General features: G+C 71.2%; 20 protein-coding genes, 3 tRNA genes and 2 pseudogenes. 8 read left to right on the top strand and 17 right to left on the bottom strand.

Features of this window, described 5'->3' with window-relative positions:
• Positions 1-51: 51 nt before the first annotated feature.
• The gene (locus HKK72_RS23635; protein ID WP_187236604.1) at positions 52-288 is read right to left on the bottom strand and encodes a DUF397 domain-containing protein; all 237 of its coding nucleotides are present in this window, start codon (positions 286-288) and stop codon (positions 52-54) included.
• A complete protein-coding gene (locus tag HKK72_RS23630) occupies positions 279-1,100 on the bottom strand; it encodes a helix-turn-helix domain-containing protein (protein WP_187236603.1) in 822 nt (273 codons plus the stop codon). The genes HKK72_RS23635 and HKK72_RS23630 overlap by 10 nt, the downstream gene beginning before the upstream one ends.
• Positions 1,101-1,548: 448 nt before the next feature.
• On the opposite strand from HKK72_RS23630, the gene HKK72_RS23625 reads away from it, so the two are divergent.
• Positions 1,549-1,722, top strand: coding sequence for a hypothetical protein (locus HKK72_RS23625; RefSeq protein ID WP_187236602.1), 174 nt, complete (start codon positions 1,549-1,551; stop codon positions 1,720-1,722).
• Positions 1,723-1,726: 4 nt separating this feature from the next.
• Here the strand turns inward: HKK72_RS23625 and HKK72_RS23620 are convergent, their stop codons facing one another.
• From HKK72_RS23620 to HKK72_RS23610, 3 genes are all read right to left on the bottom strand, one after another.
• On the bottom strand, positions 1,727-3,307 hold the full coding sequence (locus tag HKK72_RS23620; RefSeq protein ID WP_187236601.1) for a tetratricopeptide repeat protein: 1,581 nt from the start codon (positions 3,305-3,307) through the stop codon (positions 1,727-1,729).
• Between the two features lie 74 nt (positions 3,308-3,381).
• The gene (locus HKK72_RS23615) at positions 3,382-4,236 is read right to left on the bottom strand and encodes a hypothetical protein (protein ID WP_187236600.1); all 855 of its coding nucleotides are present in this window, start codon (positions 4,234-4,236) and stop codon (positions 3,382-3,384) included.
• Entirely contained in the window at positions 4,233-8,423 is a 4,191-nt protein-coding gene (locus HKK72_RS23610) for a caspase family protein (RefSeq protein ID WP_187236599.1), read from the bottom strand. The genes HKK72_RS23615 and HKK72_RS23610 overlap by 4 nt, the downstream gene beginning before the upstream one ends.
• Before the next feature lie 178 nt (positions 8,424-8,601).
• Between HKK72_RS23610 and HKK72_RS23605 the strand changes: the two genes are divergently transcribed.
• Positions 8,602-9,972, top strand: a complete 1,371-nt coding sequence (locus HKK72_RS23605) for a PQQ-binding-like beta-propeller repeat protein (protein ID WP_187236598.1) — start codon at positions 8,602-8,604, stop codon at positions 9,970-9,972.
• On the opposite strand, the gene HKK72_RS23600 is transcribed toward HKK72_RS23605, so the two are convergent.
• On the bottom strand, positions 9,954-11,219 hold the full coding sequence (locus HKK72_RS23600) for an MFS transporter (protein WP_187236597.1): 1,266 nt from the start codon (positions 11,217-11,219) through the stop codon (positions 9,954-9,956). The genes HKK72_RS23605 and HKK72_RS23600 overlap by 19 nt on opposite strands.
• A gap of 120 nt (positions 11,220-11,339) precedes the next feature.
• On the opposite strand from HKK72_RS23600, the gene HKK72_RS23595 reads away from it, so the two are divergent.
• Positions 11,340-12,530 carry an ROK family transcriptional regulator gene (locus HKK72_RS23595; RefSeq protein WP_187236596.1) on the top strand — a complete coding sequence of 397 codons (1,191 nt, stop codon included), beginning with the start codon at positions 11,340-11,342 and terminating at the stop codon, positions 12,528-12,530.
• A gap of 35 nt (positions 12,531-12,565) precedes the next feature.
• Here HKK72_RS23595 and HKK72_RS41285 read toward each other — a convergent pair whose 3' ends face one another.
• Both HKK72_RS41285 and HKK72_RS41280 read right to left on the bottom strand, forming a co-directional pair.
• On the bottom strand, positions 12,566-12,745 hold the full coding sequence (locus HKK72_RS41285) for a discoidin domain-containing protein (RefSeq protein ID WP_187236595.1): 180 nt from the start codon (positions 12,743-12,745) through the stop codon (positions 12,566-12,568).
• Positions 12,687-13,388, bottom strand: coding sequence for a carbohydrate-binding protein (locus HKK72_RS41280; RefSeq protein WP_261987114.1), 702 nt, complete (start codon positions 13,386-13,388; stop codon positions 12,687-12,689). Before HKK72_RS41280 ends, HKK72_RS41285 begins: the two co-directional genes overlap by 59 nt.
• On the opposite strand from HKK72_RS41280, the gene HKK72_RS41275 reads away from it, so the two are divergent.
• Positions 13,365-13,613, top strand: coding sequence for a hypothetical protein (locus HKK72_RS41275; RefSeq protein WP_261987115.1), 249 nt, complete (start codon positions 13,365-13,367; stop codon positions 13,611-13,613). The two genes, HKK72_RS41280 and HKK72_RS41275, sit on opposite strands and share 24 nt — an antisense overlap.
• Positions 13,614-13,813: 200 nt before the next feature.
• Here HKK72_RS41275 and HKK72_RS42310 read toward each other — a convergent pair.
• The 3 genes and pseudogenes from HKK72_RS42310 to HKK72_RS23580 all read right to left on the bottom strand — a co-directional run.
• Positions 13,814-13,900: pseudogene (locus HKK72_RS42310) on the bottom strand (PKD domain-containing protein); the annotation flags it as partial.
• 656 nt (positions 13,901-14,556) lie between these two features.
• Positions 14,557-15,309 (bottom strand): annotated as a pseudogene (locus tag HKK72_RS41265) (PQQ-dependent sugar dehydrogenase); the annotation flags it as partial.
• A gap of 282 nt (positions 15,310-15,591) precedes the next feature.
• Positions 15,592-17,349 carry a discoidin domain-containing protein gene (locus tag HKK72_RS23580; RefSeq protein WP_187236594.1) on the bottom strand — a complete coding sequence of 586 codons (1,758 nt, stop codon included), beginning with the start codon at positions 17,347-17,349 and terminating at the stop codon, positions 15,592-15,594.
• Positions 17,350-17,741: 392 nt separating this feature from the next.
• Between HKK72_RS23580 and HKK72_RS23575 the strand changes: the two genes are divergently transcribed.
• Entirely contained in the window at positions 17,742-18,737 is a 996-nt protein-coding gene (locus HKK72_RS23575; protein WP_187236593.1) for a LacI family DNA-binding transcriptional regulator, read from the top strand.
• A gap of 32 nt (positions 18,738-18,769) precedes the next feature.
• Here the strand turns inward: HKK72_RS23575 and HKK72_RS23570 are convergent, their stop codons facing one another.
• Complete coding sequence (locus HKK72_RS23570) at positions 18,770-19,267, bottom strand: Lrp/AsnC family transcriptional regulator (RefSeq protein ID WP_187236592.1); 498 nt, start codon at positions 19,265-19,267, stop codon at positions 18,770-18,772.
• Positions 19,268-19,301: 34 nt separating this feature from the next.
• On the opposite strand from HKK72_RS23570, the gene HKK72_RS23565 reads away from it, so the two are divergent.
• Both HKK72_RS23565 and HKK72_RS23560 read left to right on the top strand, forming a co-directional pair.
• Positions 19,302-20,249 (top strand): EamA family transporter, encoded by a 948-nt coding sequence (locus tag HKK72_RS23565; RefSeq protein ID WP_187236591.1) that lies wholly within the window; start codon positions 19,302-19,304, stop codon positions 20,247-20,249.
• 455 nt (positions 20,250-20,704) lie between these two features.
• Positions 20,705-21,064 (top strand): DUF805 domain-containing protein, encoded by a 360-nt coding sequence (locus tag HKK72_RS23560; protein WP_187236590.1) that lies wholly within the window; start codon positions 20,705-20,707, stop codon positions 21,062-21,064.
• A 27-nt stretch (positions 21,065-21,091) separates the two neighbouring features.
• Here the strand turns inward: HKK72_RS23560 and HKK72_RS23555 are convergent.
• The 5 genes from HKK72_RS23555 to HKK72_RS23535 form a co-directional block, all read right to left on the bottom strand.
• Positions 21,092-21,174 (bottom strand) — tRNA-Tyr (locus HKK72_RS23555).
• A gap of 27 nt (positions 21,175-21,201) precedes the next feature.
• Positions 21,202-21,274, bottom strand: a tRNA-Leu gene (locus HKK72_RS23550).
• A gap of 25 nt (positions 21,275-21,299) precedes the next feature.
• A tRNA-Leu gene (locus HKK72_RS23545) sits at positions 21,300-21,377 on the bottom strand.
• Between the two features lie 311 nt (positions 21,378-21,688).
• Positions 21,689-22,150 carry a DUF3515 domain-containing protein gene (locus tag HKK72_RS23540; RefSeq protein ID WP_187236589.1) on the bottom strand — a complete coding sequence of 154 codons (462 nt, stop codon included), beginning with the start codon at positions 22,148-22,150 and terminating at the stop codon, positions 21,689-21,691.
• A 36-nt stretch (positions 22,151-22,186) separates the two neighbouring features.
• The gene (locus tag HKK72_RS23535) at positions 22,187-22,420 is read right to left on the bottom strand and encodes an Lrp/AsnC family transcriptional regulator (protein WP_187236588.1); all 234 of its coding nucleotides are present in this window, start codon (positions 22,418-22,420) and stop codon (positions 22,187-22,189) included.
• Positions 22,421-22,504: 84 nt separating this feature from the next.
• Here HKK72_RS23535 and HKK72_RS23530 point away from each other — a divergent pair.
• Positions 22,505-22,951 (top strand): AIR synthase related protein (locus HKK72_RS23530; protein WP_261987112.1); only part of this gene is annotated, 447 nt, incomplete at its 3' end.

Raw genomic sequence — 22,951 nt, 5'->3', positions numbered from 1 at the left:
CGGCTGATGGGGGAGCGCCTCGCGAAATGCCGGCGCCCACTCCTCCTGTGATCATGCAGTTGTTCGAGTGCCAGGGCTGTCGGCGGGCGGGCCGGCGCAGATCAGGTCGTGCTTGAGCCTGACGATGAATCGGCGCCAGGTCGCGGGGGCGAGGAGAAGGGCAGGCCCGCCGGGGTTCTTGCTGTCGCGCACCGCGACCCCCTCGGGGAGGCGGGCGGCCTCGACGCAGTTCCCGCCGTTGCCGCTGCTTCTGCTGGACTTGCGCCAGACGGCGCTGCTCAGGTCCATAGTTCGGTCGTCGCTTTCCTGATGAGCTCGACTGACTGCCGGACGGGCATGGCACATGCCCGGATCGCGTCATAAATGTACGTCAGTTCGGCGACCTGCTTCGGATCGGCGACGATCTGCCCCTCATTGGCCGTCTCCCGATAGAGGATGTCCGGCCGATCCGCGAAACGAGCGATCACGAAGGCGCCAGAAAGTCCGGTGTAAGCACCGCACGACAGTGGCACGATCTGAATGGTGACCTGCGGATGTTCGGCAAGGGCCATAAGGTGCTCAAGTTGTTCCTGCATGACTTTGGCTTCACCTATGGGCCAGCGAAGCACCACTTCGTCGAGCATGAACCAAAGGGCGGGTGGATCTTCCCAGGTCAGGATCTGCTGCCGTTCCAGCCGGGCGGCCACCAGTGCGTCAATCTGCTCCTCGGTGTCACGTGGGCGCCCACCGCGCAGGATCTCGCGGGCGTACGCCTCTTTCTGCAATAACCCGGGGACCAGTAGCGGCTCGTAGTTGTGCAGCGAGATGGCCTCGCGTTCGGCCTTGGCCCATGGGCCGAACCATGAGGGGTATGACGGCATCTGCTCGATTCGCTCGCGTAGCCGGCTGAAGTAGCCGTTCGTGTTGAACAGCCGGTCGCAACCTTCGGCGAAGCGGAGGGCCGGCGTGCGCTTGCCGGTCTCGATATGGCCGACCTGGGCCTCGGAGTAGTTGAGCTGTGCGCCGAGCTGTTCCTGGCTCAGTCCGGCGGCGAGGCGGGCGTGGCGCAGCTCGTCGGCGAAGACGGTGAGCGGGCTGGTGGGATCGATCTCGTGTGGCATGGGGGCACCGTCCTGGTCTTCACTACAGAGACCTACAGATGCGCGCGGTCCCCGACGCACGCCATGGCGTGGTCAAGGCGGTACCGAGAGTAGTCGCGACAGGTCATCTTGGTAGCCCGTTTCCGTTTCGGACAGTCAAGGGATGTGACGTGGCGTACGAGAAGACCTTCAGCTGGCGGTACCCGCCCTACGACCTTTCCCGGGCGGGTCAGCGTGGCCGCCCGCGGGTCGCGGTGCTGGCCGAACTGCGGCTGCGCATCCGCCCCGAGGCCGCCGGGACGGCCCGGCGCTGGATCGCCCAGATCGCCGCCGAGTGGGACGCCCACGGCATTGTGGACGACCTGGAGCTCTGCACGTCCGAGCTGGTCACCAATGTGGTGCGGCACGTGCCCGCACGTGCCGGTGCCACGATGCGCCTGGTGGCCTACGGAATGGCGACCGATTCCGGGTGGAGGTGCATGACGCCGGCCGGACGCTGCCCCGGCCGCGCCGGGCGGCTCTGGAGGACGTCGACGGGCGTGGTCTGTCCATCGTCGGCCGGGTCGCCGATGGCCACGGCGTTCACCGCACCTCATGCGGCAAGGTCTCCTGGTTCACGATCGTCGCCTGGCCGGATCGGTGAGGCGTCAGCCCATGGCGCGGCGGTACCACTCCTGCGCCTCGTCGGCGCGGCCCGTCTGTTCGAGCAGGGCGCCGAGCCGGTTCATCGCGCCGGCGTCACCGGTCTCGGCGGCGCGGCGGAACCACTGCTCCGCCTCATCGAGCCGGCCGGCCCGCTGGAAGTGGTCGCCGAGGTTGTACATGGCGTCGGTGTGGCCGGCCATGCCCGCCTGGCGATACAGCCGCTCGCCCTCGTCGGCCCGCTCGGTGTCGATCAGGATGATCGCCAGGTTGTGCATGGCGGAGGGCTCGCCCACCGCGATGCCGCGCCGGTACCAGTGCTCGGCCTCCTCGAGCATCCCGCGCTGTTTGAACATCACGCCGAGCTCGTTCGCGGCGCCGGTGTTCCCGTTGCCGGCGGCGCGGCGGAGCCACCACTCGGCCTGGTGCGTCCGGCTGCTCTGCTTGAGCAGCAGGGCGAGCATGCACATGACATCGGTGTCTCCCTCCTCCGCACGCAGCCGGTACCACTCCTCGGCCTCCTGGAGCCGGCCGGTCTGCTCCAGCAGCGCCCCTTCACTGCTCGCGGCACGGCGATGGGCTCTGCCGGCCTCTTCGCGCCACCGCGTCGCCTCTCCAGCCCGGTCGCTGCCGTTCAGCAGAACGCACAGGTTGTACATCGCGGCGGTGTCGCCGGTCCCGGCGGCGGCACGCAGCCACTGTTCGGCCTCCTGGGTCTGCCCGGCGTCGATCAGCAGGAGGCCGATGTTGTTGATCGAATAGGCGATGCCGGCATCGGCGGCGAGGCCGAACCAGTGAGCGGCCTGCTCGGAACGCCCCGTCTCCTTGAGCAGCAACCCCAGGTTGTGCCGCGCGGCCTGATAGCCCAAGGCCGCGGCCCGCTCGTACCACTGCTCCGCCTCTTCGGCGCGGCCGCTCTCCGCCAGCAAGGTGCCCAGGCGGGTCATGGCGCCGGTGTGGCCGGTCTCGGCGGCGCGGCGATAGAGCCCAAGGGCCGCATCGTCGTCATCGCAGGTCAGCTCGCCGAGCCGTTCCAGGGCCAGGTCGTTGCCCGCCTCGGCCGACCGCCGGAAACAGGCCTCGGCCTCACGGGCCCGTCCGGTCTGCCGGAGCAGAATGCCGAGGTTGTACAAGGCATTGACGTTGCCGGCCTCGATGGCGCGCCGGTACCAGCGCTCGGCGTCCGTGCCGCGCCTGTCCTCTTTGAGGAGGATGGCGAGGTCGTTCATGGCGTCGGCGTCCCCGAGGTCGCTCGCGCGCTGAAACCACTGCTCCGCCTCCTGGAGCCGCCCGCCGCGCTTGAGCAGGAGGCCCAGGCTGAACATCGTGGCGGAGTTGCCGGCCTCGACGGAGCGCCGGAACAGGCCCTCGGCCTCCTCGACGCGTCCAGCCCGCTCGAACAGGATCCCGAGGTTGTTCATGGCGACGGTCTGGCCGGCCTCGACCGCGCGCCGGTACCAGTCCTCGGCCTCTCCGACCCGGCCGGTCTTGGCGAGCAGGATCCCCAGCTCGGTCATGGCGTCGCTGTCGCCGGCATCGGCGGCGCTCCGCAGCCGCACTTCGCCGGTGTCCTCGGGCGTCGTCAACGAGTTCTCCCCCTGCCGCCGACCTTGATCCGACGCGGCAAGCTCACCATCGACCCACGGGGTTGTCCACCCGGTCAGCGTCGCGGTGGCAGGTGCTCTGTGAGGGCGCCGCTGGTCAGATACCGCTTCACGGTGTGAAAGTCCCACCACGAGATCTTCACAGCGGTGTCGTGGCCGTCGCTGTCGTGGTCGATGCCGTCGAACCGGTCGCTGAGTCGGCGCGGAACGGCGACCATGTCACCGATGTCGGCGAGGTTGACCCAGCGGGCCACGCCGGGCGGCCGGGCGCCGCAGCCGTCAACGGGCGCGGGCAGCAGGCGTTCGAAGACGACTCCGGGCATGCCGAGCGGGCTGCCGAGGGTGATCAGCAGGTCGACCCGCAGTTCGGGGTGCGCCCAGAGCGCCTCGTAGGTCACGACGCTGCCCAGCGAGTGCGCGACGACCGTCACGGGTTCGCCGCCCGCCTCGACGGCCTCGGCGATGGTGGTCGCCACGGCCTCCCGTGCGGCCAGCCGGCGGGGTGACTCCGGGGCGGACAGGTAGGTGCTCACCTCACGGGCGAAGACCGTGGCGGCCCGGCGGGCCGTGTCGTCGCAGCGGGTCACCAGCCAGCCGAGGGCCTGCCTGGCCCGGAAGGTGAGCCGGCCCTGCGCCACCTGTGGTGTCGGCTGCAGCAACTCGACCCATCGCACCAGCATGGCCTTGGCCTCGTCGTCGAGCAGCGCGACGTCGTCGGCGCCCTGCGCGGTGCCCCGGTGCAGATGATGGGCGTAGTAGGCCACCCGCGCCGTGACCTCCCGGCCGCCGAGCCCTCCCCGCAGATGGTCGCTCCACTCCCGGCCGAGCACCTCGGCCGCGCCCTCCGCACTGCCCGCCTTGCGGAAGTAGCTGTAGTTCCAGATGCCGTGCACCCCCACGACGGTGGTCAACGGCTCTCCTCTCGCTCGGGCCGCGCGGCCCGCTCACGCCGGACGAAAACGGCCTGCCGGAAACAGATGACCTGCTGTCCCGCGGCCACCAGCAGGTGGCCGTCGGTCGAGGTGTGCAGCGACACGACCGCGCCCGGCACGTCGACGACGTCGGTCTGCCGGCCGGTGGCGACGTCCCAGATCCGCACGGTGCCGTCGGCGGCGCCGGTGAGGACGGTCGCCCGCCCGCCGACCCGGGTCGCGGTCAGCGCCGTCACCGGGCCGCGATGTCCGTCCGGCCGGGCCTCCAGCGGCAGGTCGGTGGCCAGATCGTGGCGTTCGAGTCCGCCGGTCAGCGTGCCGATGACGCGGATCGGTCGGCCGTCGCAGACCACGTCGACATATCGCCGAGCACGGATCTCGGCCGCTGCCGACGGCTGCGGGGAGTCTCCGACGGTCAGCACCCCGGCCGCGACGTCCCACAGCCAGCCGAGTCCGCGAGCCCGGTGCAGCGCCACGACCCGGCGTCCCTCCGAGTGAGCGCCGTTGATATGGGTGATCTCATCGGCTCCGGCGCTGAGGACGTCGAGGACGGCGCCCGTGGCGAGGTCACGGGCGGTGACCTCGCCCGCGCCGTCCGCCACCACGGCGACAGGGCCCTCGTCGGTGCCGACGATGGCCGAGACGGCGTGGACGGTGGGGCCGCCCGGGTCCGGGAGCCACGCTGCCGGCCCGTCGCCGGCGGCGGGCCGGCCGCCGGAGGACCCACGGCACCGCCATGCCGTCGCGACGGCGTACACCGCCTTGCGGTGACCGGTGAGCGGCTCGCCGACGGGCGACCCGGTGGTGAGATCCCAGACTCGCACGGTCTTGTCCTGGCCGCCGGTGACTGCGATGGGTCTGCCGTCCAGTTCGTCGAGGGCCACCGCCCATACCGGTCCCGTGTGACCGGTGATCGGTTCGCCGACGCGTTCGCGGGTGCTCAGGTCCCATACCTGCACGGTGGCGTCGCCGCTGCCGATGACGGCCACGGTGCGTCCGCCCGACTCTCCGACGGCCACCGCGTACACCGGCCTCCGGTAGTGGGTGAGCGGATAACCGGACGCGGTGTGATCGGTCAGGTCCCACACCCGAATGTCGGTGTCCTGGCTGCCGGTGACGGCGACGGCGCGTCCGTCCACCTGTCCGATCGCCACGGTGTGCACCGCTCCGGTGTGGCCCGTGAGCGGCCTGCTGGAGAGCCGGTCGTCACCGAGATCCCAGACCCGCACGCTCATGTCGAGGCTGCCGGTGACGGCGATCGTCCGGCCGTTCACCTCGGCCACCGACACGGCACGGATCGTGTCGGTGTGGCCGGTGAGGGGCTTGCCGACGGGCTCGCCGGTTCTCAGGTCCCACACCCGCACCGTGGTGTCCATGCTGCCGGTGACGGCGACGTCGCGGTCGTGCAGCCGGCCGATGGCCACGGCGTGGACCGGCCCGGTGTGGCCGGTGAGCGGCTCGCCGAGCAGCTCGCGGGTGGTGAGATCCCAGATCCGCACCGTCTTGTCGAAGCTGCCGGTGACGGCGATGGGACGGCCGTCCAGCTCCCCGACGGCCACGGCGAGCACCGGGTCGGGGCGGCCGTCCGCCCGGCCGCTCCCGCTGGTCAGCTCGTTCCCGAGTTGGCCGGCCGGCGGGTTCCATATCCGAATCGTTCCGTCGTCTCCGCCGCTGACGGCGATCAGGGGGTCGGCCCGCCGGGCCTCCTCCCGATGGCCGGTGCCCGGGCTCTCGGTGGCAGTCCGATCCTGCGGGTCGCCCGCGATGCGGTCGAATTCGGGATCGGGAGACCCCGCCGACCAGCGCGGCTGCCAGGCGAGCGCCGGCCGGCCCGGTGGATTGACGATGCGTTCGGCGAGTTCGGTCAGCCCCTGCCGGGCGGCGGCGAGGGCCAGCACGGTGCGTCGCCGCTCCGGCGGCATCCGGTCGAGTTCGACCGGATGCGGCAGGAGCCGGGACGGCAGTGCCGAGAACTGCGTGGGGGCGCTCGGGCCGGAGAGCACGGTCTCGACCGTCTGTATCGGGGCCTCGGCGTGGATGAAGAACTCGGGGTCGGTGACCAGCTCGCCGAGCCGGCCGGCCGCCAGGGCGTGCTCGACGGCATGCCGGCGGGTGTAGGGCTCGGCCAGGTCCCAGCGCCGGCCGGCCGGGCCGTTGATCGGCTCCAGCATCGCCGTGAGGATCTGGTCCTCGCGCTGAGCGCCAGGTCGCTGATCGAACTGGTTGCGCAGGTGTTCGGCCAGACCGGCGTGAAAGAGCCGGTACAGCATCGTCCCGTCGGTGTCCGAGGCACGGCGGAGGTAGAAGCGCCCGGCCTCCAGCGCCGCGTTGATCCGCCGGCCGCTCAAGGCATCGGCACCGTTTCCCTGCCCGAGATCCAGCTCCATGTACCGTCTGGCCAGGTCGGCGGGCATGCCCTCACCGCGGGCACGGGCCAGGCCCGCCAGAACCGGCCGCAGGAACGGCGTCTCCGCTCGGCCCCGGAGGTCGAGATCGAACACCTGGGGGAGCGTCCGAGGAACCGTCGCGCCGACCTCGGCGGCCCGGACCGGATCGGCCACCGGGCGCTCTTCACCGCCGGTGAAGTGGTGGGTGAACAGGCCCGCGACGAGGAACTCACCCCAGCGCTCCTCGCCTTGTTCCGGCGGGGCGCCGAGGGCCTTGGCCACCTCGGTGGCGAAGGCGCCGCGCACCGCGCCGAGATCCCGGTAGGCGGGGTGGGCGCCCAGCAACTCGTACACGTACGTCTCCAGCTCGCCGCGCAGCACGTCGCGGTCGACCTCGTCCAGGTCGATCAGGGCGTCCGCCTCGCGGGCCAGGTCGAGCAGCGCATCGAACCCCCAGCGCCGGGTGCCGACCAGCAACCGGCAGGCCGCCGCTCCGCCCGAGCGCACGGCCGCCGCGAGCGGGAGCAGCAGTTCCTCCATTACCTCGGCAGGCCGGTTCGCCTCGTCCAGCGCGTCGAGCACGATCACCGGCACGTCGGGGAGGGCCGCCAAGGACTCGATCAGGGGCTCGGGCTCGGCGGCGGAGGGCAGCCCGAGCTGACGGGCCAGTGAGGTGACGATCTCCGAGGTGCTGCGCTGCCGCGCGTGCACGGCGGCCAGATGGTCGAGTTGCCACGGCGCCTGTTCGATCCGATCCCACACGCCCTTGGTGGCCTTGCGCAGCCGTGGGTGCGCGGCGCACACGAGCACGCCGAGCAGCGCGGACTTGCCGACCCCGGGGCTGCCGGTCACCACCCGCAGCCCGCCGCTTCCGTATCCGTGCAGCCACGGCACCAACTCGCGCAACTCCTTGCGGCGTCCGCTGAAGCAGCCCGCCGCAGTGCGATCGGTCGTGCGGCGTCCCGAGGCCCGCTCGTAGAAGTGCCCCGGGTCGAGGGCCTCGTCGACGTCGTCGAGGAACGGGCCGACCGCCGCGTCGACCTCGGCCCGCGCCTGCCTCGACGGGCTCGGCGGATAGGCCGGGTTGGGGAAGAACGGCAGCTCCGGCACCGCGGCCGTCACGTCGACGAGAGTGCCCGTCACCTGCTGGGAAATGCCGTCGGACTCCTCGGTGAGCCGCTTGACCTCCAGGCCGATCGCGCGGGCCACGGCGGTGAACGGGGCGTGCCGCAGGGCCGGGTCGATGTCGAGCTCGCCCTGTCGGAGCGCCGTCAGCACGTTGACCACGGCCCGGGTCAGCCGCCCGTCGAAGGCCGCCTGGCCGGGCGCGCACGCACCGATCACCCAGGCCCGGGCCGAGCCGTCGGCGAGCCTGCCCTGCCACGGCAGCCTGGCCGCCTCGCCCGCCTGGCAGATGTCGAGCAGGAACAGCGTGAGAGGCCGGTCGGCATGGTCCTCGACCGAGGCCAGCCAGGTCTCGACGTCGGTGAGCCGGTGGTGGACGCCGTCGGCGCCGATGACGTAGAGCTTGCCGGTGCTCTCGGACACCTCGCCGTGGGTGATGACGTGCACGACGAGGACGTCTCCGGCCGTGCCGGTCTCGAGCTGCCCGTGCACGGCGGTGCCCAGGTTCTCGGCGGTGAGCGGGACCGGCTCGCTGCACGTGTAGTCGAGCTCGGCCAGCGCCGTGCGCAGCTCCTCCGCCAGTTCACTCGCGTACGGAAGGTCACGGTCCTCGTCCGGAAACGATCCGACCCCCGCGCTCAGCGCCCGCCGCATGCCATCCCCATCCTTGTCGGCCCCTTATCCCGACGCCGTTGAAGCCTGCCGGGTTCGGGTGCGTGCCGCCGAACGTGCGAAGAGTAAACGTATATGGCGCTGGTTAGTAGGTCATGGCCACGATCGGAACCGGGCGCGGTGTGCGGAACTCGCCCAGCGTGGTGTACGTCTGTGTGTCATGCGACGGATCGTGGCGGGACTGACGGTGTTGTGCCTCTTCGTCGCCGGCTGCGGGCTGCTGCCAGAGGGCGACGGGCCATTGCGCGACTCGGGCCGGGCGCCCACCTGGCGCGCGCGGTTGCATGTGGGGCCGCCGGACGAGGGGCACGCCACCGGGGCCACCGCCGACTCGGTGATCGTACGGCTCGGCCGCTCGGTCGTGGCACTCGACCGGCGGACCGGGCGCGAGCGCTGGACCTACGAGGCCACGGAGGAGGACGTCGACGACTCACGCGTCACGGTCGCGGTGGCCGGCGACGTCGTCGCGGTCAGCGGCCGGAGCGCCCGCGACGACATCTGGCTGCGGGTCCTCGATGGCACGTCGGGACGGGCGCTCTGGGTTCACCGGGCGAAGGCCGGCGACGTCACGGTGCTGCGGGACGCGGTCTACACGACCGACTGCGCCACCGCGTGCGTCGTGGCCCGCCGCGACCTCCGAACCGGCAAGGCGCGCTGGACGCGTCGCGAGCCCTCGAGCACCGAGATCGTCGCCCCCGGCCTCGCCGCGCGCGTCGGAAGGTCTGAGGCACGGGCGCTGGAGGCACGCCAGGGCGGGCCCTACGTGCTGATGCGGCACGGCGACGGCAGGGACCCGCAGGACCGGGTGACGGTACTGGCGGCCGGCACCGGGCGGCGCCTGGCGCGTGCTCGCTACACGGGCTGGACCACCCTCGCCACGTCGCGGACGCTCGTGGTCGGCGAACCGGTGGACCAGCGGGATCAGGACCCCGCGTGCCGCTATGCGCTGCGGGCCTGGGACGTGCGCCAGGGCACGCCGAGGTGGCGGGGCGAGGTGTCCACGCACGTCTCCAGGCGCGACGACAAGCCCGGTTGCTCCGGCCTCTTCGCCGACGACGCGTACGCCCTCGGCATCGCGCCCGACACTCTTCTCGCCACGACCGCGGACGGCCGGCCGCAGGCGTACGACCTGGCGGCCGGTCGGACGCGCTGGTCGGCGAAGGCCCCCGGTGTGCCGATCGACGCGGGCGGCAGGATCGTGCTGGTCCGTGACGGCCCGCTCCGCGGCCCGATCCGGGCCCTCGACCTGGCGACCGGCGAGCAGCTCTGGCAGGGACCGACGCCACGGGACACCGAGGCGCGGACCGTCGTGCTCGGCGGCGACGTGCTGGTCTGGTACACGGGGGAGCTCAAGGACCACTCCGCCTGGCGCGTCCTGGTCCTCAACGCCGCCGACGGCAGGCGGCGGTGGGCCGCGCGGTCCGGCAGCGGTTTTCTGACCGGGGCGGGCGACGGCTGGTTCACCACCACCCCGGCCCAGGGCGTGCCCGACGGCTTCCAGGACGTCCTTTTCTACGCCGTGTCGTCCTGAGCCGTACGGGGCCTGGAACGCACGCCGGCCGCCGCCCCGCGGGTGAGGCGCGCGGCGCAGCGGATCAGGAACACGAGCAGAAGCGAAGGCGTGAGCAGGACGGCGACGCGCAGGTCGGCGGCGTCGGCGAGCGTGCCCAGCAGCACCGGGGCGGCGCCGATGGCCACGCCTGAGGCGAGGGCGCATCGCGCGGCCGCCCGGCTCGGATCGGAGGGCCAGGCGGCGAGGGTCTGCGCCAGCGCGACCGGATAGAGCAGCGCGACGCCGAGCCCGGTGACTGCGAGCCCGGCGATCGAGGCGACCGGTGCGCCGCCCGCCCAGAAGAGCGCGAAGCCCGCGGTCGCCAGACCGGCCGAGCCCGTGAGCAGCGGCACCGGCGCGGCGACGAGCCGGGTGACCGGGCCGATCGCCGCGCGACCTATCGCCATGCCGAGGACGAAGGCGGCCGCGGCCGTGACCGCGGCGTCGGCGCCGACCCCGCTCTCGGAGTGCAGGAAGTCCGCCGCCCAGAACAGCACACAGAACTCCACGGCCACCACCAGCACGAGGTCGAGCCACCACCCCGCGAACTCGGCCGACCAACGACGGGTGTGTTCCGCAGCCCCCAGGGGGGCTCCCGGCCCCACCACCGCCGCCGCGTGGCCGGTCCGGTCGCCCCTGCCGGTCGGATCGGCCGGGCCGGCCGGGGCGCGCTGATCGATGGGCCGCGGCCGGGCCAGGGTGATGAGCAGCGCCGCCACGGCGATGAGCGGGAGGACGAGATAACCCGGCCGCCATCCGAGGCCGCCGCTCAGCGCCGCGCCGACGACCAGCGGGGCGAGTACGGAAGCGCCGCTGGCCACCGCGTTGGCCTCGCTGATCGGCGTGGTGATCGGGTCGCCGTGTTCGGTGCGCAGAGCGGCCGGGACGAGCTGTACGAGCCCGGCGCCGCCGATGCCCAGCACGAGCGCCCCGGCGCCGGTGACGACGCGGTCGCTGCCGACGGCGAGGGTCACGGCTCCGGCGGCGAGGAAGGTCAGGGCCGCAGGCACCGCGTGCCGCCCGAGCAACCGGGTCAGATGATGCCCGGCCACGCCGACGATGATCAGCCCAAGTGCGAACGCCGACGGGTAGAGCCCGACCTCGACGCGGGTCAGCCCCCGCTCGCTTCGCACCTGGGGGAGGATCGCGCCGAGACCGGCGAGCAGGTAACCGAGGCAGCCCAAGGCGGCGTACAGGCTCAGCGTGTTGCGGGTTCTGCTCACCATGGTCCACCCGTCTCGAAGTCCGCGCGTCCGGGAGTCCGTCCACGGCACTCGGCTCGGCCCCGTGGCTCGCGGTTTTTCCTCGCGTGACGAGGATAAACGGCTTGGGAGAGAATGTCACTCATGCGAACACCAGCTCCTCGGGCGCGGGAGCTGCGCCGGCAGGGCGCGCTCGCGGTGCTCCGCCAGGTCCACGCCCGCCCGGAGGTGACGCGTGCCGAGCTGGCGCGAACGCTCGGCCTCAGCAGCGGCTCGGCCACCGAGATCACTGCCCGCCTCAAGGCACTGCGGCTCGTCGACGAGATCGGCGCGCCTCCCACCGGCGGGCGCGGGCGGCCCTCGCCCGCGCTGACCGCGCATCCCGAGGGTCCGCTGGTCTGTGCCGTCGACATCGGTCACGAACGGTGGCGGCTGGCGACGGTCGAGCTGGGCGGCGGGCTTCTCGACGAGAGCTCGGGACGGCACCGCGACCGGGACTCGGGCGCCGTGCTCACCGTGATCCGGCGGCGGATCGCCGAGGCCTCGCACACGCACGGGGCCCGCCTGCGCGCGGTGTCGGTGGCGGTGGCCGGCACCGTGCAGGGCACCCGGATCGTGCAGGCGTCCACCATGCGATGGCGGGACGTGGCGCTCGACGACCTGTGCCCGGACCCGTCCGTACCGCTGCTGGTCGGCAACGACGCATCGCTGGCCGGGCTGGCCGAGGCCATGCGGGGGGCCGGCACGGGCGTCAGGGCGCTGCTCCACCTCACGGTCGAGGTCGGCGTCGGCGGCGTGCTGGTGATGGACGGGCGGATGATGACCGGTGCCACCGGCGCCGGCGGTGAGTTCGGTCACCTGCCCTTCGGCGACCCGCGGCGGCAGTGCCCGTGCGGGGCGTACGGGTGCTGGGACCTGGAGGTCGACGGGCGCGCGATGGCCCGCGCCCTCGGCAGGCCCGCCCCGCACGACCCGCGTGCCGACGCGGAGGCCGTCCTCGCCGAGGCGGCCTCGGGCGACCCCGCCTCCCGCGCCGCCGTCGGCACGGCCGCCACCGCACTCGGCCGGGGCGTCGCCGGGCTCGTCAACGCGCTCGACCCCGCGCTGGTGACGCTCTCGGGCCTCGGCCGCGACCTCATCGAGACGGCTCCCGATGAACTGGGCTCGGCCTACCTCGGCGGGCTCATGAGCTTCCGTCACGACGACCCGCCCCCGCTGCTGGCCTCGACCCTGCGCGGCGACGGCACCATCATCGGCGCCGCCGAGGTCGGCTTCGACGCGATCCTCACCGACGACGGCCTGGAGAGCTGGTCCACGGCCGTCGCCGGACCTTGAGCGCGAACAACTGCATGATCACGGGGGAGTAGGGGTCAGGTGCCGTAGACCTCCATCTCCCAGAGGGAGTAGCCGTACGGTGTGGCGCGCTGGGTGCCGTACACGCGCACGTGGCGTGCCGGTATGGCGGGAAAGGTGACGTCGTCGGTCCCGCCGTCACCGGCCGTGGTGGCGTAAACGCTCGTCCAGGTGCTGCCGTCGGCTGAGGTCTCCACCCGGTACGACCTCGCGTACGCCGTCGCCGGTGGTGGTGCTGTAGGCGCTCGTCCAGGTGGTGCCGTTGGCGGAGGTCTCGATCCGGTACGCCCGGCCGTGGGCGGCCTCCCATTGCAGCCGCACCCGGCTCACCGAGCGCGCTGAGCCGAGGTCGATCGAGATCCACTGTGGATCGGCAAAGGCAGACGACCATCTGGTCCCCGCGTTGCCGTCGACCACGTTGCCGGCCGCGAAGCCGCCGCCCTCGGCCGACGAGGCCGTCACCGGGCGGCCCGCCGACAGCAGGCCCGAGGTCGGCGGCGGGGTCGAGTCGCGCGTCACGGTGAAGTCGTCGAGGTCGAACAGCGACCCCGCGCCACCGGTGAACACCAGATGCAGCGGGCCGCTCCCGCTTCCGGTGAGGGTCGTGGACACGTTCTGCCAGGTCTCCCATCCGCCGGTCACCGGTACGGGCACCGAGCCGAGCAGGGTGCCGGTCGCGGAACCGGCCCGCACCTGGATCGTGCCGCCCGCTCCCGCCGAGGCGACCCGGGCGGTGAAGCCCCTGGCCTGGGCCGACTCGACGGGCGAGAAGCCGAGCCAGTCGCCGTTGTCGATGTTGCCGACCGTCCTGCCGCCGTGCGCGGCGGCCTTGTCGAACAGCGCGATGCCCTGGGCGGCGGTGTGGTGTTCGGCCTGCTTGGTGTGCGGCTGGGTGACGGGCTGGTCGTGGGTGACGAGCCCGCCGCCGTCGGTGTACTCGGCGTCCCAGACGCCGAACAGGTTCGCCGCGCCGTCGTGCTCGCCGTTGCCCGGGTCTGGACCGGGCCCGAGCAGCCGGTGCCGGTCGCGAGCGGGTGGCCGTGCTCGTCGTGTCCGAGGATGTAGGTCATCTTCACCCGCGAGCAGTCGATCGCGGCGTCCTCGGGATCGGTCACCGTGACCCGGTAGGGGACGGCGTCGCCGAAGCCGAACACCTGGCCGTGCGCCGGAAGCTGGATGCTCACCGTCGGGGCGGTGTTGCCCACCGAGATCGGGACGGTCGACGTGGCGGTCTTGCCGGTGCTGTCCCTCACGGTCAGCGTCGCGTTGTAGGTGCCGTTGGCCGTGTAGGTGTGGCTCGGGTTCGCCGCCGTCGAGGTGCCGCCGTCGCCGAACGCCCAGGAGAAGGTGATCGCGTCGCCGTCGGGTCGGACGAGCCGGCCGAGGAGAAGGACACGGCCAGCGGGGCCCGTCCCGACGTGGGGGTGGCCGCGGCCTGGGCGACGGGCACCCGCCCCGAGCCGCCGCTGCCGATGTACTCGATGCGGTAGAGCGCGGAGTTCTCGTTGCCGTTGAACCAGCCGGTGCCGTAGTCGAGCACGTAGAGCGCGCCGTCGGGGCCGAAGGCCATGTCCATGACCAGCGTTCCGGACCAGGGGAAGGGCTCGATCGCGCCACGGGAGCCGTCGGCGTTGACCGTGATGTCCTTGATCCAGGCCCGCTGCAGCTCACCGGCGAAGAAGTGCCCGTCGAGCGACTGCGGGAACTTCACCGGGGAGCTGACATCGGTGTTGTACCGGTAGACGACGCCGCCCATGGGCGACTCGGCACCGCAGCCGAACGCGGCCAGTGAACAGCCGTCGTAGGCGATCCACGCGGGCTTGGCCGGCGGCAGTTTCGACTGCCCGGTGTTGTTGTGCGAGTCGTTGACCGGCCCGCCGGCGCAGTCGTACTTCGCGCCCACCGCGCCCGTCGCGTAGTTGTAGTGGGCGTAGGTCTCGGCCGGGGTGTTGTTCCCGGTGCAGTACGGCCAGCCGTAGAAGCCGGGCCCGGTGATCCGGTCGAACTCGACCTGCCCGCCCGGTCCGCGCGCCCCGGCGGCGCCCGCGTCGGGGCCATAGTCGCCGAGGTGGACCACGCCGGTGGCCTTGTCGACGCTCATCCGGAACGGGTTGCGGAAGCCCATCGCGTAGATCTCCGGCCGCGTGTTCGCGGTGCCCGGCGGGAACATGTTGCCGGGCGGGATGGAGTACGAGCCGTCGGCGTTCACCTTGATCCGCAGCAGCTTGCCGCGCAGATCATTGGTGTTGGCGGCGCCTCGCTGCGCGTCGAGCACGGGGTTGCGGGTCGGCCGGTCGTCTAGCGGGGCGTACCCGTCGTTGAAGCCGGGCTCGGTGTCGTCGCCCGTGGTCAGGTAGAGGTTCCCGGCGGCGTCGAAGTCGATATCGCCGCCGACGTGGCAGCACGAGCCCCGGCTGGTCTTGACCTCGAGCACGGTGCGCTCGCTGCCGGTGTCGAGAGTGCCGTCGGTGTTCAGCCGGAACCGGGACAGCCGGTTGACGCCGTCGAAGCGGGCGAAATCGGCCGCCGTCCCGTCGAGCGGGGCGCCGCCGGGCGGGGTCGACAGCGGCGGCGCGTAGAAGAGATAGATGAACCGGTTCGTGGCGAACCCCGGGTCGACGCCGATGCCCTGCATGCCCTCCTCGTCGTTGAAGTAGACGGGGATCCTGCCCGCGACCCTGGTCGTGCCGGCCGCGTCGGTGATCCGGATCGTGCCGTCACGCGCGGTGTGCACGACCGAGCGGTCGGGCAGGACAACCATCGACATGGGCTCGCCGACCTCCGGGACGCCCTTGGCCAGCGTGACCTGCTGGAAGTGCGCGGGGTTCACCGGGTCGGCGGACGCCGGCGCCGGGCCGGCGACCAGCGAGAGAGCGAGAAGCAGGGTCGTGAGGAGGGCGGTCTTCGGCATCGGGAGATCAAGAGCATGGCGGGGTTCCTGACCGAGCCGGGGGAATCATCGGTGGACGCGGATCACTGTCGGACGCCGATCACTGCTGGATGGGGGGTCGCTGCCGGACGGGGGGTCACTGCTGGACGCTCACTAGTAGACGCGGACGTAGTCGACGAGCATCCGCTGCGGCAGGACCGTGGAGGCGTTCGGCGGTCCCGGCCAGTCACCGCCGACGGCGTTGTTGAGGATGATGAAGAACGGGTGGTCGAACACCCAGGGCCCGCGGGTCGTCTCCAGCGAGGCGCGGTCGACGGTGTGCACGACGTTGCCGTCGACGGTGAACCGCATCCCGGAGCTGTTCCAGTCCACGGCGTAGGTGTGGAAGGCTGCGGCCCAGTCGCCGCCGGGCAGCGTGAGGGACGAGCCGAACCCGCCGGCGCCGAAGTAGGCCGGGGCGTGGAGCGTGGAGTAGGTCTTGTCCGGCTCGCGGCCGATGTGCTCCATGATGTCGATCTCACCGACGTACGGCCAGGGGCGGTTCTGGCTGAAGAAGTCTGCGCCGAGCAGCCAGAACGCCGGCCACAGGCCCGTGGTGCCGCTGACCTTGATCCGCGCCTCGACCCGGCCGTAGGTGAACGTGTACCTGCCGTAGGTGTTGAGCCGCGACGAGGTGTACTGGCAGGTGGTGCTGCCGCTGATCGGGTCACGTGGGCAGGCCGAACCGGGCGTCGCCTGCCTGCGGGCCTCCATCACCAGGCTGCCGGCGCCGTCCATCGACGCGTTGTCATTGTTGGTGTAGTACTGCAGCTCGTTATTGACGCCTGGGCCGGTCTCGGGCTGCCACTTGGCGGCGTCCGGCCTGGTGCCCGCCGCGCCGTTGAACTCGTCGCTCCAGACCAGCTGCGGCGGGGTGCGCGGGTCCGGCGGCAGCGGTGGCGGGGTGATGGGGGCGCCGCCGGTGCCGTACACCTGGAACTTCCAGAGCGAGTAGCCGTACGCGCCGACACGCTTGGTGCCGTACATCCGGACGAAGCGGCCGGTGCCGTTCACGGTGAGGTTCTGCCGGAAGCCGGTCCCGGTGGTGGTGGAGTAGATCGTGGTCCAGTTCGCGGCGTCGGCCGAGGTCTGGAGCTGGAAGGCGGTCGCGTACGCCGGGTCCCACTGCAGGACGACCCGGTGGATCTGCGCGGTCGCGCCGAGGTCTACGTAGATCCAGCCGGGGTCGACCCAGCCGGTGGTGGAGCTGGTCGCCCACCGGGTCGCGGGGTCGCGATCGAACGCCCGGGCCGGCGTGCAGTTGCCGCAGTTCGCGTCGTTCTGCGCACTGGAGGCCACACCCTGCCGGCCGTACGACAGCAGCACGTCATCGCCGGTCGGGGGCGGGGTGGTGTCGTCGGTGGCGGTCCGCACGGCCAGCTCCCAGAGCGAGTAGCCGTACTGGGTCGCCCGCTGGGTGCCGTACACGCGCAGGTAGCGGCCGGTGCCCGAGACGGTCAGTGTCCGGGTACCGCCGGTGCCGGTGGTCGTGGAGTAGATCGAGGTCCAGGTGGAGGCGTTGTCGGACAGCTGGATCTGGTAGGCCGTGCCGTAGGCGGCCTCCCAGTTCAGGGTCACGCCGCAGACCGAGACCGGCGAACCGAGGTCCACCTGGATCCACTGCGGATCGCTGAACCCGCTGGACCAGCGGGTACCGCCGTTGCCGTCGACGGCGCCGGCGGGACCGAAGGCGGCGTTCTCACTGGACGAGGCGGTGACCGGACGGCCCTGCGCGGCGTTGGCGGTGCCGCAGACGGGCGCGGCCGCGGATCCGGAGGCCGGGGCGACGGCGAGGTAGGAGGCGAGCACGGCGACCACGGTGGCGGTGATCAGCCAGAGGCGAGCGCGGGCAGGACTGCGGGAAGAGAACACGGCGTCTCCTCAACAGGGGCGGGGGTCGGAGAGCGCTCCCGGAAGCTGAGAGTGCGCTTGTCCGAAAGTTCTGTCAAGACCCTTATCAATTCTGTGGAAAAGGTGTCCGTGTGCGCCCGCAACGCCGAGTACAGGAGGGGAAGCACGTCTGAATGATCTTCTGTGTGGCCATTGCTCGGCGTGAACTGCACAGATGTCAAGAAGGGTGAGAGAGCGCTCTCTGGATGGACCGTTGCAAAGTGCCGAGGCCAATCAAGATCAATTAATTGGTGCGGCCGTTGACACCCGGCGGCAAAGAGACGACTCTCGCAGAGAGCGCTCTCCACGACCGCGGTGGCGCTCGGCGACGGCGGCCCCGTCGCCCGGCGCAGTCGCGAGCAGAACGGACTCGGATGAAACGACCGACCTTGGAGGCCGTGGCCGCCAGGGCAGGAGTGTCCAGGTCGAGCGTCTCCCGGGTGGTCAACGGGCAGGACACGGTCGCCCCCGAGATCCGCGACGTGGTGATGCGGGCCGTCACGGAGCTGGGCTATGTCCCGAACGGCACGGCCCGCAGCCTGGCGACCCGGCGCACCAACGCCATCGCCATGATCGTTTCCGATCCTCCCGGCGGGGTGGTCGCCGACGACCCGATGTTCTCCGCCGTGGTGCGCACGGTGAGCCGCGAGCTCGAGGCGGCGGGCAAGCGGGTGACACTGATCCTCGCGGGATCGCCCGGCAGCCATCTGCGCGTCCAGGAACAGCTCGCGGCCGGGCACGTGGACGGCGCGATGCTCATGTCGATGCACGGCGCCGATCCGCTGCCGGCCGCGGTGGCCCGGATGGGTGTGCCGGTCGTCACCCACGGCCGGCCGACGATGTCCGTGGACCTGCCGTATGTCGACAACGACAACGTGGGCGGCGCGACGCTGGCCGTACGGTATCTGCTCGACCAGGGACGGCGGCGGATCGCCACGATCACCGGGCCGCTGGACATGATCGCGGCGCAGGACCGGCTCACCGGCTATCGCGAGACGCTCCGCGACACCGGACGGCGGTCGATCACCGCCGCCGGAGAGTTCAACCGGCTGTCCGGGGCCGTGTGCATGCGGCAGTTGCTGGACGACGACCCGGCGCTCGACGCGGTGTTCGCCGCCAACGACCTGATGGCCATCGGCGCGATGCGGGCCCTGCGCGAAGCCGGCAGGCGGGTGCCGGACGACGTGGCGGTCGTGGGGTTCGACGACATCGAGGCCGCTCTCTACACCGCGCCGCCGCTCACGACGGTGCACAGCCCGATGAGCGACCAGGCGAGGGCGACCGCGCGGCTGCTGCTCGGCCTGCTCGAAGGAGAGCCCGCCGACTCGGTCACCATGCCCAACGAGCTGGTGGTCCGCGAGTCGGCCTAGCCGGGTCGCGGCCGTCGCAGGCCCCGGGACCGTTACGTGATCATGGGTGACCCGCAGGGCAGGGGGCGGCGCGGCACGGGCGCGCTCTGGATGAGCGACGTGGTCGTCTGGCCGTACGGGGTGAACCGGTCGAGGATCGGTTCCAGCTCGGCGACCGCCCGCAGGTGCATCGTGAAGTAGAAGCAGTCCTCGCCGGTCATCCGGTAGCACTCGACGATCTGGGGGATCTCCTCGGCGATCTTGGCGATGCGTTGCAGCTCGCGGATCGCCGGACGGATCCGGACCATCACCGTCACGGGGAAGCCAAGGGCTCTCGGATCGACCTCGGCGTGATAGCCGGTGATCACGCCGGTGCCCTCCAGCCGCTGCACCCGCTCGGTCACCGCGGGCGCCGACAATCCGACCCGGCGGCCCAGCTCGGCGAAGCTCACACGGGCGTCGATCTGCAGTTCGGTGATGATGCGAAGGTCGAGAGTGTCGAGCCCCTTGGGTTCGTACGCTCTCTCGGGTCGAATCCTTCGGTTCGCCATTCTCCCAAATTACGGGCTGACCGACGATGGAGCCATGCCGTTCACAGGGCTCCGTACCGCCGTCCCAACGCCGCCTCCGTGGTCCTACTTTCTGGGGAGCGCCGTCTTCCACTATCTGGGACCGGCCTTCGCCGTTCTCCTGTTCGTCCGGCTGGCACCGCTCGGAGTGGCGGGACTGCGGATCTGGAGCGCCGCGCTGGTCTTCGCGCTCTGGCGCCGGCCCTGGCGCTTTTTCGCCCGGCTCGACTCCGGCGGCCGCCGCACGATCGTCGTCTGGGCCGCAGTGCTCGCGGCCATGAACGCCTGCTTCTATCTGGCGATCGACCGGCTGCCCCTGGGAACGGTCGCCGCCATCGAGTTCGTACCGGTCATCGTGCTGGCCGCCCTCGGCGCTCGTACGCCTCGCAACATTGCGGCGCTCGTGGTGGTCGTCGCCGGCGTCGGGGTGCTGGCCGACGTCCGGCTGGCCGGTGCGCCGCTGGGCTTCGTCTTCGCCGCCGCCAACGCGGTGCTGTTCGCCGCCTACATCGTGGTGGCCCATCGCGCGGCCCAGCGTCTCTCCGGCATCAGCGGCATCGACGGCCTGGCCGCCGCCATGCTCGTCGCCTGCGTGTTCGTTGTGCCGCTGGGCTTCTGGCAGGCCGCCCCGGCGTTGGTCGACCCGATCGCGCTCGGCGCCGGGATCGGGGTCGGGATCACGTCGTCGGTGATCCCGTACGTCTGCGACCAGCTCGCGATGGCGCGCATGGCGCGATCAACGTACGCGCTGCTCGTCGCGCTCCTGCCCGCCACGGCCACGGTGATCGGGGTCATCGTGCTCCGGCAGTTCCCGACGACGGCAGAGGTGGCCGGGGTCACCCTCGTAGTGATCGCAGTCGCCCTGCACCGAGAGGCCCGCTCCGAGACGAAGAACATTTCCGCTGATCCCAGCCCATCAGATTCCGCGGACAAGAGCAGAGATACAGAGATGCACCCGACATAGCCCTAGCAAGGCGCAGCGCCCCAACGGGCCAGCCCGTCCCGGCGCGAACAACTGCATGATCACGGTGGTGTTGTACGGCGTGGTGACGCGGCGGGCGGGTGTCGTGCGGAACAACTGCATGATCACGGCGGGGATTGTCTGCTGGCGCCCAAGGCCCGAGCCATGGTGATCCACGTCGTCGGCGTGCAGTGAATCGGCCCCTCTGACCGTCGTGCCGGGAAAGGCGTGGTGATGCGGCCACCCGAGGGTCTTGGCGGGCACAACTGCGTCACCAGACCGCCGTGATCATTTGGTTGTTCCCGTGGCCGAGCTGTGTTGACGGCCCCTCTTGGATTCTTTCCTGGCTAATCGGAATAAGCCAACCTATTGACCGCCTGTACTTTGCACCCTATGTTCAGCTTTCGAGAGATTCCTATTGGGGAAGGCCCAATGCGCGGGTTAGTGAGAGGAACGTAGTGAACTGGTACATAGCGGTACTTAAGAACTATTCCGACTTCAGTGGCAGGGCGCGGCGCACGGAATACTGGATTTTCTTTCTCGTCAACGTGATCATCAGCGTGGTGTTCGGCGTCCTGATCGTGATGACCGACGGGTTCCTTTATGTCTTCTTGCTCTATGCCCTCGCGGTCCTGATCCCCTCGCTCGCGGTGGGCGTCCGCCGCCTGCACGACACCGGTCGATCCGGATGGTGGTTGCTGATCAGCCTCGTGCCCTTCGTCGGGGCCATCATCCTGATCTACTTCTTCGTTCTCGAAGGCGAACCGGGCGACAACGTTTACGGCCCGAACCCGAAGAACGCCGCACCTCTGCACTGAGTCGACCTTCAGGAATTCGGTCTTTTGTGGGGCGGGTGGGATTCGAACTCACTCAGCATGTGGCACCCGGGTTACAACCGGGCCCGGCTCTCCACCTCCGGCGCCGCCCCTCGACGGACCTGCGAGAGTCCGCGTCGTACCCCCGGCGGGATTCGAACCCGCACATCTGGCTCCTCGGGCCAGCGCCTCTGCCAATTGGACTACGGGGGCATGGTTCATCGGTCTGGAATGGGCATGGTGCGGCTCCCGGGATTCGAACCCGGCTCTTCCGTTTCCTGAGAACGGTTCCTCTTGCCAGCTGGGATAGAGCCGCGCGGATGAAGCGGGCGCTACTCGAGGCGACGCGGTCGGCGGAGGTGCTGTGCCCGGTGAAGGAGGTCCCTCGGTGACGAGGGGCCCTGGTGAAGAGGTGCCTTGGCGAAGAGGTGCCTCAGTGGGCGAGGGGCCGGCCGTGGCGGCTGAGAAGCGCCTGGCGCAGTCGATAACGAAGCTGCTCCATGGTCATGGCCGGTCCTCCTCCGCGAGACGTCGGGTCGCCCAGTCGCCGGGCTGATCCGGCGGGCGAACGACTCCTACGGTGCCAGTGGCCGCCGAACGGGCGCAACGGGTTTTCGCGATCGAGGCTCAGAGCTCGCCGGCGGGCTTGGGAGGGAGGGCCTTGATCACGCCGGTCAGCTCGTTGAGCACCTCGGCGGCCGGCTTGTAGGCCCCCGGCACCGTGACCTCGACATAGGCCTGCCGCCCCATGGCCGTGAACGTCGTGGGCCGGTCCATGGGCTGCGGGAACCAGTCGACGCCGTTGATCGTCAGCAGCTGGGACGTGGGGACCATGGCGGCGGGGCGAGCGACACCGCAGCGCACCGCGATCGCGGGGGAGCCCCACGCGGTGACCAGCGCGGACTTCGGCTCGGTGGCCCGCCTGGACTCGCCGTGGAGCTCGGCCGGGAGCCGCATGCCCTCGCAGAGCCGGGTGGTCGCGGCGTCCGGTCTGGGCAGGGGCACCTGTACGGCATCACCGGTGCAGCCGGCGACCAGCAGCACCGACGACGCCGACAGCACCGCGAGAACGGCGGCCATCCCCCGCATCCCGGAAACTCCTACCGCGCGCGTCGCGGGGAGGCGTCAGATATGGACGATGGGGCAGGTGAGGGTACGCGTGATGCCCTCGACGCCCTGGATCTGCGCGACGACGAGCTTGCCCAGATCATCCACATTGCGCGCCTCCGCCCGCACGATCACGTCGTAGGGACCGGTGACATCCTCCGCCTGCTTGACGCCAGGGATGCCAGAGATCTCACGAGCCACATAGGCGGCCTTGCCGACCTCGGTCTGGATGAGGATGTAGGCCTGCACCATCACGTCCTCCCGGGCGTAGTTTGTCCCGTCCGTCGGCCACCGTACCGTGTCTTCACGGAGGTGTGGACTATCACGATCGGGGACTTGGGCGAGTTCGGACTTATCGCTCGCATTACACAGCGTCTCACGCAGGGACCGGAGGTCGATCTCGGGCCTGGCGATGACGCGGCGGTCGTCCGCGCGCCGGACGGCCGGGTCGTGGCCACCTCGGATCTGCTGGTCGAGGGCCGCCATTTCCGCTCTGACTGGTCCGGCGGCTACGACGTGGGGCGGAAGGCCGCCGCGCAGAACCTGGCCGACGTCGCGGCGATGGGAGCGCGGCCCACGGGCCTGCTGATCGGTTTCGCGGCCCCGCCGGAGACCGAGGTCGCGTGGGCCGAGGCGCTCTGTGACGGGCTGCGCGACGAGTGCGCAGTGGTCGGGGCCTCGGTGGTGGGCGGCGACGTCGTACGGGCGCCGCTGGTCGTTCTGGCGGTCACCGCGCTCGGTGATCTCGGTGGGGCCGGTCCGCTCACCCGCTCGGGAGCGCGC

Origin of the sequence: Actinomadura sp. HBU206391 (assembly GCF_014323665.1) — a bacterium.
Classification (GTDB): domain Bacteria; phylum Actinomycetota; class Actinomycetes; order Streptosporangiales; family Streptosporangiaceae; genus Actinomadura_C.
Note: the sequence above shows the minus strand (reverse complement) of the source record. Positions and strands in the feature narration are given on the sequence as shown.

Bases quoted from the DNA above. Each gene is read 5' to 3' on its own strand.
- HKK72_RS23535 (WP_187236588.1), bottom strand. From the start codon at position 22,420: ATGGTGCAGGCCTACATCCTCATCCAGACCGAGGTCGGCAAGGCCGCC.
- HKK72_RS23635 (WP_187236604.1), bottom strand. From the start codon at position 288: ATGGACCTGAGCAGCGCCGTCTGGCGCAAGTCCAGCAGAAGCAGCGGC.
- HKK72_RS23595 (WP_187236596.1), top strand. From the start codon at position 11,340: ATGCGAACACCAGCTCCTCGGGCGCGGGAGCTGCGCCGGCAGGGCGCG.
- HKK72_RS23605 (WP_187236598.1), top strand. From the start codon at position 8,602: ATGCGACGGATCGTGGCGGGACTGACGGTGTTGTGCCTCTTCGTCGCC.
- HKK72_RS23570 (WP_187236592.1), bottom strand. From the start codon at position 19,267: ATGGCGAACCGAAGGATTCGACCCGAGAGAGCGTACGAACCCAAGGGG.
- HKK72_RS23575 (WP_187236593.1), top strand. From the start codon at position 17,742: ATGAAACGACCGACCTTGGAGGCCGTGGCCGCCAGGGCAGGAGTGTCC.
- HKK72_RS23610 (WP_187236599.1), bottom strand. From the start codon at position 8,423: ATGCGGCGGGCGCTGAGCGCGGGGGTCGGATCGTTTCCGGACGAGGAC.
- HKK72_RS23630 (WP_187236603.1), bottom strand. From the start codon at position 1,100: ATGCCACACGAGATCGATCCCACCAGCCCGCTCACCGTCTTCGCCGAC.
- HKK72_RS23565 (WP_187236591.1), top strand. From the start codon at position 19,302: ATGCCGTTCACAGGGCTCCGTACCGCCGTCCCAACGCCGCCTCCGTGG.
- HKK72_RS23540 (WP_187236589.1), bottom strand. From the start codon at position 22,150: ATGCGGGGGATGGCCGCCGTTCTCGCGGTGCTGTCGGCGTCGTCGGTG.
- HKK72_RS23600 (WP_187236597.1), bottom strand. From the start codon at position 11,219: ATGGTGAGCAGAACCCGCAACACGCTGAGCCTGTACGCCGCCTTGGGC.